At 73.6% G+C, this 11,653-nt stretch carries 10 protein-coding genes; 6 read left to right on the forward strand and 4 right to left on the reverse strand.

Features of this window, described 5'->3' with window-relative positions; genetic code table 11:
- Positions 1 to 4 precede the first annotated feature (4 nt).
- Complete coding sequence (locus ACGFI2_RS12420; protein ID WP_393514869.1) at positions 5 to 1,420, reverse strand: hypothetical protein; 1,416 nt, start codon at positions 1,418 to 1,420, stop codon at positions 5 to 7.
- 442 nt (positions 1,421 to 1,862) lie between these two features.
- Here ACGFI2_RS12420 and uvrB point away from each other — a divergent pair, with 442 nt between their 5' ends.
- Both uvrB and ACGFI2_RS12430 read left to right on the forward strand, forming a co-directional pair.
- Complete coding sequence (gene uvrB / locus ACGFI2_RS12425; RefSeq protein WP_393514872.1) at positions 1,863 to 3,974, forward strand: excinuclease ABC subunit UvrB; 2,112 nt, start codon at positions 1,863 to 1,865, stop codon at positions 3,972 to 3,974.
- 77 nt (positions 3,975 to 4,051) lie between these two features.
- A complete protein-coding gene (locus ACGFI2_RS12430) occupies positions 4,052 to 4,951 on the forward strand; it encodes a DUF5753 domain-containing protein (protein ID WP_393514875.1) in 900 nt (299 codons plus the stop codon).
- A 93-nt stretch (positions 4,952 to 5,044) separates the two neighbouring features.
- Here ACGFI2_RS12430 and ACGFI2_RS12435 read toward each other — a convergent pair whose 3' ends face one another.
- Positions 5,045 to 5,338 (reverse strand): antibiotic biosynthesis monooxygenase family protein, encoded by a 294-nt coding sequence (locus tag ACGFI2_RS12435; RefSeq protein ID WP_393514878.1) that lies wholly within the window; start codon positions 5,336 to 5,338, stop codon positions 5,045 to 5,047.
- 116 nt (positions 5,339 to 5,454) lie between these two features.
- Between ACGFI2_RS12435 and pnuC the strand changes: the two genes are divergently transcribed.
- The 3 genes from pnuC (at position 5,455) to ACGFI2_RS12450 (ending at position 8,676) form a co-directional block, all read left to right on the forward strand.
- Complete coding sequence (gene pnuC / locus ACGFI2_RS12440) at positions 5,455 to 6,105, forward strand: nicotinamide riboside transporter PnuC (RefSeq protein ID WP_393514881.1); 651 nt, start codon at positions 5,455 to 5,457, stop codon at positions 6,103 to 6,105.
- Entirely contained in the window at positions 6,102 to 7,196 is a 1,095-nt protein-coding gene (locus ACGFI2_RS12445) for an AAA family ATPase (RefSeq protein WP_393514883.1), read from the forward strand. Before pnuC ends, ACGFI2_RS12445 begins: the two co-directional genes overlap by 4 nt.
- Positions 7,197 to 7,677: 481 nt before the next feature.
- Positions 7,678 to 8,676 (forward strand): TerC family protein, encoded by a 999-nt coding sequence (locus ACGFI2_RS12450; protein ID WP_393514886.1) that lies wholly within the window; start codon positions 7,678 to 7,680, stop codon positions 8,674 to 8,676.
- Between the two features lie 61 nt (positions 8,677 to 8,737).
- Here ACGFI2_RS12450 and ACGFI2_RS12455 read toward each other — a convergent pair whose 3' ends face one another.
- Both ACGFI2_RS12455 and ACGFI2_RS12460 read right to left on the reverse strand, forming a co-directional pair.
- Complete coding sequence (locus tag ACGFI2_RS12455) at positions 8,738 to 9,655, reverse strand: NlpC/P60 family protein (RefSeq protein WP_393514889.1); 918 nt, start codon at positions 9,653 to 9,655, stop codon at positions 8,738 to 8,740.
- 56 nt (positions 9,656 to 9,711) lie between these two features.
- Entirely contained in the window at positions 9,712 to 10,809 is a 1,098-nt protein-coding gene (locus ACGFI2_RS12460; protein ID WP_393514892.1) for a mandelate racemase/muconate lactonizing enzyme family protein, read from the reverse strand.
- 44 nt (positions 10,810 to 10,853) lie between these two features.
- On the opposite strand from ACGFI2_RS12460, the gene ACGFI2_RS12465 reads away from it, so the two are divergent.
- Positions 10,854 to 11,651 (forward strand): tyrosine-protein phosphatase, encoded by a 798-nt coding sequence (locus ACGFI2_RS12465; RefSeq protein WP_393514895.1) that lies wholly within the window; start codon positions 10,854 to 10,856, stop codon positions 11,649 to 11,651.
- The last annotated feature ends 2 nt before the right edge of the window (positions 11,652 to 11,653 follow it).

An 11,653-nucleotide genomic window follows, 5' to 3' on the forward strand; every position in this document is an offset into this window, starting at 1 on the left:
AGCCTCAGGGGACGGGGAAGAGGTCGAGGTGGATCCAGACGCCTCGGCTGGTGCGCAGTTCCAGCCGGTGCGCCAGCCCGGTCCGGTCGAGCCACCAGCGCATGCCGTCCGCCACCTCGACGACGTCGACCGTGCGGTCGGCGGTCTGGTCCTCCCGGATCCGCACCGCCGGCTCGCCCGGGGGGTGCAGGCCGGCCCGCAGCGCGGCGGCGAGCAGCCGGTCCAGCTCGTCGGCGGGCGCCGGGGGCGACGGTGCCCCGGGATGGTCGGGGGAGGTCTGCGGGTGAGCCACCGGGCCGGTCCCGACGTGCCGCCGGGTGCGTCGGCCGGTGTCCTCGTCGGTCACCGTGACCGACGCCGAGGCCGTCGTCCAGCTCAGCGTGCCGGCGCCGGCCAGGTTGGCGGACGGGCCGAGCGGGGCCGCCGCGGACACGGTCGCGCTGCCGGTGGCCCGCAGCCGGGCGGGCAGCCGGGCCAGCCGGCCGGCCTCGTCGTCGGTCAGCGCCCGGGGCTGGCCGGGGCGGCCGCCGAGCGCGTCCACCGGGTGCGGTGTGGGTCGGTCCGCGCGGACCAGGTCGACCGTGACCGCCGTGCCGTCGGGCAGCCGGCCGCTCAGCCGGTGCAGCCGGGCGTCCCGGTCGACCCAGAGCGTCGGCCGGGGGTCGCCGGCCGGGGTCGCCAGCGGGGCTCGGAGCACGTCCACCGGTACGCCCGCGAGGCTTTCCCGGCGCAGCCAGCGGCCCTCCCGCCCGGCCGGGTCGACCCGGTCCGCGCCGAGTCCGAGCAACAGGTCCCGGACGGCGGAGAGGCCGTGCCCGGCGGAGGGTTCCCGGAGCCGCCACCGGTCGCCCGGCGGCACCAGCGGGGGACGCGCGGGGGTGGGGAGCGCGGCCGGGTCGGGGCGTACCAGCAGGGCTGACGCGGTGGCCTGGACGAGACCCCGGTCGGCCCCCGCGCCGGGACCGCCGACGTCCAGGTAGACCAGCGGCCGGGCCCAGTCGACCCAGCCGAGCACGTCGGTCCGGTCCCGGCCGGCGCCGACGGTGACCCGGACGCCGGCGCGGACGTCACGCAGGTTGGTGACCCGCAGCGCGGCCACCCGTTCCGCCTCGGCCGCGCTCAGCGGGCGCTCCTCGCCGGCCGGGGTGGGCCGCTCCGGCGATCGGCCCGGCAGACCGGCGACCAGGACGGCCGCCGAGGCGGCGGCGGCCACCACGAGCGCGGCGAGGGTGGCCCGCCGTCGGGTCGGGCGCTCCGGCGGGTCGTCCGCGCCGTCCAGCGCGGGGTCGTCACCCGGTCGGGCGGTGGCGGCCGGCGGACGGCCGGCGGTGGGATCGGTCCGCCGGCGGCGGCCGGTGGCGGGTCGGTCCGGGGTGTTGGAGCGGGCCCGGCGGTGACCCCGACCCGGCTCGCGCGGCACCGGTTGGTCGCTACCGCCACGGGCGGTGAGCCGGTGGGGGCGTCCCGCGGCGCGCTGCCGGCCCGGCTCCTGGGCCGGGGTGGGCGCGCCGCCGCCGGGCGCGCGGTCGCGTCGCGGCCGGCGATCGGGAGAGGTCCCCACGAGTGGAGAACGCGAGAATGGGGTTTCGGGTGACGTGCAGGGGCGCTCGCGGCGGCCGGTGAGCGCGTCAGCGCGACCACCGTGGGCGCGCACGCCGGTCGTCCCGGGTGCTGCGGCCCCTGGCGCCGGGGGCGGCCGGGCCCCGCGAGGGGGCGGCCACCTGCCCGGTCGGCCGCCGCGAGCGGCCTACGGTACGAGGGTAGTCCGGTGAGATGAGCCACACAATGGGAATATCGAAGCCGATCAGGGACGGTCCGTGGTCGCGGAGGAAGTGTCGGACCGCGGGCGTACGGTTGGTGTCATGGCGCTCGACATTCCCCGGCTCGACGGCCGCTTCCAGGTCGTCAGCGAGTTCCAGCCGGCCGGTGACCAGCCGGCGGCCATCGACGACCTTGAGCGTCGTGTGCGGCGTGGCGACCGCAACACGGTGCTGCTCGGCGCGACCGGCACCGGCAAGAGCGCCACCACGGCGTGGCTGGTCGAGCGGTTGCAGCGGCCCACCCTGGTGCTCGCGCCCAACAAGACCCTCGCCGCGCAGCTGGCCAAGGAGTTCGCTGAGCTGCTGCCGCACAACGCGGTCGAATACTTCGTCTCCTACTACGACTACTACCAGCCCGAGGCCTACATCCCGCAGACCGACACCTACATCGAGAAGGACTCCTCGATCAACGAGGAGGTCGAGCGGCTGCGACACTCGGCGACCATGTCGCTGCTCACCCGGCGCGACGTCATCGTCGTCGCCACCGTGTCGGCGATCTACGGCCTGGGCACACCGGAGGAATACCTCGACCGCGCGGTGCGGGCCAAGGTGGGGCAGGAGCTCGACCGCGACCAGTTGCTGCGCCGGCTGGTCGACATCCAGTACACCCGCAACGACATGGCCTTCCAGCGCGGCACCTTCCGGGTCCGCGGCGACACGCTGGAGATCATCCCGGCCTACGAGGAACTGGCCGTCCGGATCGAGCTGTTCGGTGACGAGATCGAGAAGCTCTACTACCTCAACCCGCTGACCGGCGACGTGGTCCGTGAGGTCGACAGCCTGGTGATCTTCCCGGCGACGCACTACGCGGCCGGCCCGGAGCGGATGGAGCGGGCGATCCGCGACATCGAGGTCGAGCTGGCCGACCGGCTGGCCGAGCTGGACCGGCAGGGCAAGCTGCTGGAGGCGCAGCGGCTGCGCATGCGCACCACCTACGACATCGAGATGATGCGGCAGGTCGGCTTCTGCTCCGGCATCGAGAACTACTCGATGCACATGGACGGCCGGCTGCCCGGCAGCCCGCCGCACTGCCTGCTCGACTACTTCCCCGACGACTTCCTCACTGTGGTCGACGAGTCGCACGTGACCATCCCGCAGATCGGCGGCATGTACGAGGGCGACGCCTCCCGCAAGCGGATGCTGATCGACCACGGCTTCCGGCTGCCAAGCGCCGCCGACAACCGGCCGCTTCGCTTCGACGAATACCTGGAGCGGGTGGGCCAGTCGGTCTTCCTCTCCGCGACTCCCGGCCCCTGGGAGCTGGAGCAGGCCCAGGGCGAGTTCGTCGAGCAGGTGATCCGGCCGACCGGCCTGATCGACCCCGAGGTGGTGGTGAAGCCGACCAAGGGGCAGATCGACGACCTCATGCACGAGATCAAGCTGCGCACCGAGCGCAACGAGCGGGTGCTGGTCACCACGCTGACCAAGAAGATGGCCGAGGATCTCTCCGACTACCTCCTGGAGAACGGCATCCGGGTGCGCTACCTGCACTCCGAGGTGGACACGCTGCGCCGGGTCGAGCTGCTGCGCGAGCTGCGCAAGGGCGACTACGACGTGCTGGTCGGCATCAACCTGCTCCGGGAGGGCCTCGACCTGCCCGAGGTCTCCCTGGTGGCGATCCTCGACGCCGACAAGGAGGGGTTCCTGCGCAGCGGGCGGTCGCTGATCCAGACCATCGGCCGCGCGGCCCGTAACGTCTCCGGCCAGGTCCACATGTACGCCGACAAGATCACCCCGTCGATGGCGTCCGCGATCGACGAGACCGACAGGCGTCGGGCCAAGCAGATCGCGCACAACGAGGCCCACGGGATCAGCCCCGAGCCGCTGCGCAAGAAGATCCACGACATCCTCGACGACATCTACCGCGAGGCGGAGGACACCGAGAACACCACCGTCGGCGGCGCCGCGAGGCAGCTGTCCCGGGGCAAGGCGCCGGTCAAGGAGACCCGTAGCCGGGGCGGCCGGGGTGGCGCGGCGACTCCGTCCCGCGAGGGGATGGCCCGGGCCGACCTGGCCAACCTCATCCAGGAGCTCAACGACCAGATGCTGGCCGCCGCGCGGGAGCTCCAGTTCGAGCTGGCGGCGCGCATCCGCGACGAGGTCTCCGACCTCAAGAAGGAGCTGCGGGGGATGGACGCCGCCGGGGTGCGGTGACGACCGTTTGTCGCTCTGCGCGAGCGAGGTATTGCCGTGCGTGATGGTCATGCGTACGCTCCCACCGGGAGGCGCGCATGCCGTTGTCAGCAAGTCCTGTCGTCCGGCGGGTGCGGCTCGGCGTCGAGCTGCGCCGGCTGCGCCGCCGTGAGTCGCTCACGCTCGAGCAGGTCTGTGTTCGGCTCGGCTGGGCGTCCACGTCCAAGCTGTCCCGCATCGAGCTGGGCCAGAGCCGCCCCGACCTGGCCGACATCCTCGATCTGCTCGACGTCTACGAGGTGCCGCCGCACCAACGCGACGACCTGATCGTCATCGCCCGCGACGCCGCCACCGGGCGCGGCTGGTCCAAGGCGCTGGGCGAGATGGGCGAGCGGCAGCGGGCGTACGCGGAGCTGGAGGCGGGCGCCGAACGCATCGTGGAATACCAGCCGGCGCTCGTGCCCGGCCTGCTGCAGACCCCGGCGTACGCCCGGCTGCGGGTGGCGGCCGGCGCGTCGCTCGCCAGCGAGGTGGACGTGGAGGCCGACGTCCGCGCCCGGGCCGTGCGCCAGGAGCTGCTGGTCCGGCCGGAGCCCCCGCACTACACCGCGCTGCTCGACGAGCGGGCCTGCGAGCCGGCCGGCCTGCCGACCGAGGTGTGGCGGGAGCAGGTGCGCCACCTGCTGGTGCTGGCCGAGCGGTCGCACGTCACGGTCCGGGTGCTGCCCGGCGGCGCCTCGTCCGGTGACGACCTGCACCCGCTGGCGCCGTTCTCCTACTACGCCTACCCCGACCCGGACGACCCGCGCACCGTGCTGGTGGAGACGCTCACCACCGACCTGCGCCTGGTCGCCGAGGCCGACGTGGCCCGCTACGAGCAGGTGATCGAGCGGCTGCTCGCCGTGGCGCTGCCGGAGGACGCCACGGTCGAGCTGCTGACCCGGCGACTCGGCACCCCACCGGTGCCCCGGCAGCGTGACCCGCACGAGCTGGAGTGAGGTCGCCGCGCGCCCACCGGGCCCGGCGCCCCCGATGCCCGTCGGGACCGGTGACCGCGCGTCGCGCGCAGGCTACGTGAGGCGTACGACAGTTCAGGCCGGCACGTCGACGAAGTGCTCGACCAGCGGCGGGCCGGCGAAGTAGGGCCCGATCAGCCCGCGCCACTGCCCGAAGCGCTCGGTCTGCCGGAAGTTGACGTCGTGCGCCTCGACCGAGTCCCACTCGACCAACAGCACGAACCGGGTGGGTGACTCCACCCCGCGGGTCATCCGCACCGAGCGGCATCCCTCGCTGCCGGCGAGGATCGGACGCGCCTGCGCGTAGGCGGCGGCGAAGTCGTCCTCTTGTCCGGGCGTCACGTCGATCAGCGCGACCTCAAGAACCATTCCCGAAGCCTCCCATGCCCGGGTCCACCGGTACGCTCCGGGTGCGCTCGGGCGGGCCACGTCCCTCCACCAAGGCACCGGCCTCCACCGTGGCACCGGCGGCGGGGGAGGACACCATGCTCGACTGGCTCACCGGCACCGCGTTCAGCGTGTGGGGCGCCGGCACCACCTGGGCCGAGCTGCTCGGCTTCGTCACCGGCGTGGTCAACGTCTGGCTGGTCGCCCGCCAGCACATCGCGAACTGGCCGATCGGCATCGCCAACGTGCTGCTGCTGATGCTGCTGTTCTGGACCGCCGGCCTGTACGCCGACGCCGGGCTGCAGATCGTCTACGTGGCGCTCGGGGTCTACGGCTGGTGGCACTGGCTCTTCGGCGGTGACCGGCGCAGCCGGCTCACGGTGGCCCGCACCGGACGGCGGGAGTGGTGGGCGCTGGGTGTGGCCGGTCTGCTGCTCACCGGCGGCCTGTGGGTGTTCCTGGACCGGGCCACCGACTCCACCGTCCCGCTGGCCGACGCGGTCACCACCGCGCTGTCGCTGCTGGCCACCTACGGCCAGACCCGCAAGCTGGTGGAGAGCTGGTGGCTCTGGATCGCCGCCGACCTGATCTACATCCCGCTCTACGCGTACAAGGGACTCTGGCTGACCGGCGGCCTCTACCTGATCTTCCTGGCCCTCTGCGTGATCGGGTTGCGGGCCTGGCGCGCGGACCTGCGCCGGCGCGCGGGTTTGCGAGCCCCGCAGTCGCGAACTCAGGTGGTCGCGTGAGCGCGACCGGGACGAACCGGCGGTTCCGGCACGGCCTGGTGGTCGGCAAGTTCTACCCGCCGCACGCCGGGCACCACGCGCTCGTCGAGGCCGCCGCGGCCCGGTGCGCGGCGGTGACCGTGGTGGTGGCGCCGTCCCGACGGGAGTCGATTCCGCTGGACCTGCGGCTGGACTGGCTGCGCGAGGTCCATGCCGGCACCCCGTGGGTGCGGTTCGTCGGTCGGTACGACGACCACCCGGTCGACTACGCCGACCCGGCGGTATGGGAGCTGCACTGTGCGGTGTTCGCCGACGCGCTCGGCGGCGCGCCGGTGGATGCCGTCTTCTCCTCCGAGGCGTACGGCGAGGAGTTGGCCCGCCGGTTCGGGGCGGTCGCGGTCGACGTGGATCCGCGGCGGCTGGCCGTGCCGGTCTCCGGCACCGCGGTGCGCGCGGACCCGGCGGCGCACTGGCGGTGGCTGAGCCCGCCGGTACGGGCGTGGCTGGTCCGGCGGGTGGTGGTGGTCGGCGCCGAGTCCACCGGCACCACGACCATGGCGCGGGCGCTCGCCGCGCACTACCGCACCGCCTGGGTGCCCGAGTACGGCCGCGAGCTGACCGAACGCAAGCTCGCCGCGTTGCGCCGGTGCCGGCCGGACGCGACGGTCTTCGACGTCACCTGGGACCGGGCCGACTTCGTCGAGGTCGTACGCGAGCAGCAGGCCACCGAGGACGCGGCGGCGCGGGTGAGCGGCCCGCTGCTGTTCGGTGACACCGACGCCCGGGCCACCGCGGTCTGGGAGGAGCGCTACCTCGGGTCGTCCGCTGCCGCGGTACGCGCGGCCGCCCGCCGTCCGGCGCTCTATCTGCTCACCGACCACGAGGGGGTGCCCTTCGCCGACGACGGCCTGCGCGACGGTGAGCACCTGCGGGCGTGGATGACCGGCCGGTTCCGCGCGGAGCTGTCCGGTAGCGGGGTGCCGGTCGTCGAGTTACGCGGTACGCACGAGGAACGGCTGGCCGCCGCGATCGCCGCCTGCGACGCCCTGCTCGCCGCCGGCTGGTCCTTCGCCGACCCGGTGCTGCCCGCCACCCCGATGCCTCGCTGCTGATGGGAACCACCTGTCCGGGTCGCTGACCGCCGTGGCCGCCGGTCTGTCTCGCCGTGATGGCAGATTCCCGCATGATCAACACCAGGTCGGCGAGGTGGTGCCGTCGACCTGGCCCTGAGGTAGCCACCTCGCCGAAACGGAGTCGGCCAACGAGGGGAATGGAGCTAGCCTCCTAGGATGCGCTGCGCGGTGTGACGTGAGGCGTGGCACGTGACAGCGAACGATCGGCGCCCGGAGATGCGCCACCCGGGTGCGATGGTGAACAATGGCGGCCGAGGAGGGGAGTATTCCCCCGCGACGGAGTCGTCAGCACGGAAGAGCGCCAGCACCCCACCGGTCGCTCGACCCGGCTCCGTCGGTCGGAGCCCACGGGTCCCGGCGGAAGAGACCTCCGACAGTCACCACAGTCAGCGTCGACGCACCCCGGCCCCACACCCGGCGTACGGTGTGCCCGACGCTGCGTGTCTGCCGGAGGATGGATTTGAACGTGTCCGCATTGGTGTGGGCGGTAACCCTGACCGCGATGATCGCGGTCCTGTTGGCCGACCTGTTCATCATCGGCCGCCGCCCGCACGAGCCCAGCGTCCGTGAGTCAAGCCTGTGGGTCGGCTTCTACGTCGGGCTGGCGCTGCTCTTCGGCGTGGTGCTCTGGCTGACCGCCGGGCCGAGCGTGGCCGGGCAGTTCTACACCGGATGGCTCACCGAGTACAGCCTCTCGGTGGACAACCTCTTCGTCTTCGTCATCATCATGGCGCGCTTCGGGGTGCCCCGGCAGTACCAGCAGAAGGTGCTGCTCGTCGGCATCATCCTGGCGCTGGTCATGCGGGGTGGGTTCATCGCGGCCGGCGCGGCGCTGATCTCCCAGTTCTCCTGGGTTTTCTACATCTTCGGCGCGTTCCTGATCTACACGGCGGTGAACCTGGCCCGACAGGGCGAGCCGGACGAGGACGAGTTCAGCGAGAACCTGCTGATCCGGTGGAGCCGCAAGGCGCTGCCGCTGTCCCGGGACTTCGACGGGGCGCGGATGACCACCCACCAGGACGGCCGCCGGCTGTTCACCCCGATGCTGATCGTGATGATCGCGATCGGCACCACCGACCTCATCTTCGCGCTCGACTCGATCCCGGCGATCTTCGGCATCACCCAGGAGCCCTACCTGGTCTTCACCGCGAACGTGTTCGCGCTGATGGGGCTCCGGCAGCTCTACTTCCTGCTGGGCGGTCTGCTGGACCGGCTCATCTACCTCAGCTACGGGCTGGCCGTGGTGCTCGGCTTCATCGGGGTCAAGCTGGTGCTGGAGGCGCTGGCCGACAACAACCTGCCGTTCATCAACGGCGGCGAGCACGTCGGCTGGGCCCCGCACATCCCGATCTGGCTGTCGCTGACCGTCATCCTCGGCACCCTGGCCGTGGCCACGGCGGCGAGCCTGATGAAGTCGTCGCGGGACCGGCGCCGGGAGTTGGCCGAGGCGCGCCGCTGACCGACCGGCTTCGTCGGGGGCGTTTCCGCCGGTCGGGAACGCCCCCGCGGCCGTTCGGCGGTCAGATCCGGTGCGCGCCGACCAGCGTGTCGACCCGGGCCGGGGGCAGTTCCTCCTCGACCACGCGGCGGGTGCGGTAGCAGGCGTGCAGCATCCGGCGCCGGCCGCCGTGCGGCTCGGCCGAGACGATGCCCACGTGGTGGATCCGCCGGCCGGGGCGGGCGAAGAAGTAGAGGTCGCCGGGGCGCTCGTCGTCGAGCGCCAGCGGGATGGTCGCCTCGGCCTGGTCGTCGGCGTCGCGGGGCAGCGTGACGCCGTACCGCCGCCAGGCCAGGTGGACCAGTCCGGAGCAGTCGATGCCGTCGGTGGACCGCCCGCCCCAGACGTAGACCAGGTCACGCAGCCGCTCGGCGACCGCGAGCACCTCCTTGGCCTCGGGCCGCTCGGCGGGCAGCGGCACGAGGTCGCCCTCCGGGGCCCAGAGCGCGTCCGTCCGGCCGGGTGCCCGGACCGGCCGCCAGCCGTCGGTCGGCCTTCCGGCGGAGGTGAGGCGGGTGCCCAGGACCACCCCGGCGAGCGCCGGCGGTCCGTCCGCGGCCTCGTGCAGGGTGGTGCGGCGGACGTCGACCACCAGCGCGGGCGCGGTCGGCTCGGCGTCGGCGGGCGCGCTGAGGTGGGCGGCCCGCATCCAGCCCGGGTAGCCGCGGGGGTCCAGCTTGGCGGCGGGCTGCCCGAGGGCGACCACCCGGACCCAGCCGTCCGGCCCGGCGTCGGTGACCAGCACCGCCTCGCCGAGCAGCAACTGGGTCAGGACGCAGTCGCCGACCTGCTGTTCATGGTCCATCCCGGCGACCCAGGCGGCCACGTCGGGGGAGTCGCGCAGGGCGGGCTCGTCGATCGGGCGGACCGCATCGGCGGATTTCCACAGGGTCGCCACCGGGACCCGGACGACGGCCTGGTGGCCCGGTTGAGGCGCCATCCGCACCCCTCCTCCCACGCTCCTGTGGGCGACCCTATGAAAAAAACCAACGACACTCAACTGCGGCGCTGAACGTTAGCTTCACTCACGTCGGTGATGCCGAGCCCCGGAGCGTCCGGCAGCAGCACGTTCGCGCCCTCGTACCGGATCCCGCCGGTGACCGGCGACCAGGCGAGCCACCAGGCGGCGTCGAGGTCCGACACGGCCGTGGTGCCGGAGGCGGCGACCAGGCTGGCGGCCGCGCCCACGCCGATCGGTCCCTCCATCATCGAGCCGACGATCGTGCCCATGCCGTGCGCGGCGGCCAGGTCGAGCAGGGTGCGGGCCGCCTGCAGGCCACCGCACTTGGCCAGCTTGACGTTGACCATGTCGGCCGCCCGGCGCCGGATCACCTCGACCAGGTCGCGCACGTCGAACACCGACTCGTCGGCGAGGATCGGCACGTCCACCCGGTCGCTGACCCACGCCAGCCCGTCCAGGTCGCGGCGGTGCACCGGCTGCTCGACCAGCTCGACGTCGAGCCCGGCGTCGGAGATGCCCCGGATCACCCGGACCGCCTCGCGCGGCGTCCAGCCCTGGTTGGCGTCCAGCCGGATCCGCACGTCCGGGCCGACGGCGGCGCGCACCGAGCGGACCCGCTCCAGGTCGCCGCGGGCGTCGGTGCCGACCTTGAGCTTGAGCGTCGTGAATCCCTCGGCGCGCCGCCGGCCGGCCGCCGCGGCCAGGTCGACCGCGTCGCCCGCGGCCAGCGTGACGTCCGTCGGCACGCGCAGCGCGGTGCCGCCGAGCAGGCGCACCAGGGGTACGCCGAGCCGCCGCGCGGCCAGGTCGTGCAGCGCCACGTCGACGGCCGCCTTCGCGGACTCGTTGCCCACCACCGCACGGCGCACCTGCGCGCAGCGGGCCTGGAGGTCGTCGGCGTTCCGGCCGGTCAGCAGCGGCGCGAGCAGTTCGCGTACGCACGCCTCGGCGCCGCCGATCGACGCGCCGGTGACCTGCCACACCTGCGGGGCCTCGCCGAACCCCGAGCGACCGTCGCTGTCCACGACCTCGACGATCAGGGTCTCCACCGTGGTGGTGCTGCGCAGCGCGGTGACGAAGGGCGTGTGTAAGGGCGCCGAGAGCCGGTGGGTGCGTACCGCCGCGATCGTCATGTGGGGCACCCTATAGGCAACTGGCGGCGAGCAGGGGAGGGCCGATGACCGGGCGGGACTGGGAGCTGGTGGGCGCGCCGAACGCCCGTGACCTGGGCGGGTTGCCGACCACCGACGGACGGCGGGTACGCGCCGGGCGGCTCGTCCGCACCGCGGCGCTGGGCCGGCTCACCGATGACGACCTGCCGGTGCTGGGCAAGCTCGGCCCGGCGTGTGTGGTGGACCTGCGCGCGGCGCAGGAGCAGGAGGTGGCCCCACCGGACCGGCTGGCGGGCGAGCCCCGGGTCGTGCACCTGCCGGTGTACGACGCGGCCCACCCGGTGTTCACCTACGTCTCGGCGGTGTTGCAGGGCCACGACCTGGACGCGTACGCGGAACTGGCCCGCGAGGGCATGCCGGGGGCGATGACGGCGATCTACCGGTGGTTCGTCACCGGAGAGCCGGCGCGGGCCGGGTTCGGCGCGGCGGTGCGGCTGGCCGCGGACGGCGCGAACCTGCCGCTGCTGTTCCACTGCTCCGCCGGCAAGGACCGCACCGGCTGGCTGTCGGTGGTGCTGCTGACCGCGCTGGGGGTGGCGGAGCCGGCGATCCGGGCCGACTACCTGCGGCACAACGAGCTGACCGAGAGCCTGCGGGAGGTGCTGTTGGCGGCGATGACGCGGCGCCGGCCGGACCTCGACCCGGCGGCGGCGCGCACGCTGCTGGAGGTGCGCCCGGAGTACCTGGACGCCGCCTACGACGAGGTGCGCCGGGTGCACGGGTCGTTCGAGGCGTACCTGCGCGACGGTCTGGGGGTGACCGACGACGTGCGGGCCGCGTTGCGGGAGCAGTTGCTGGAGTAGCG

Origin of the sequence: Micromonospora sp. NPDC049282, assembly GCF_043197045.1 — a bacterium.
Classification (GTDB): domain Bacteria; phylum Actinomycetota; class Actinomycetes; order Mycobacteriales; family Micromonosporaceae; genus Micromonospora.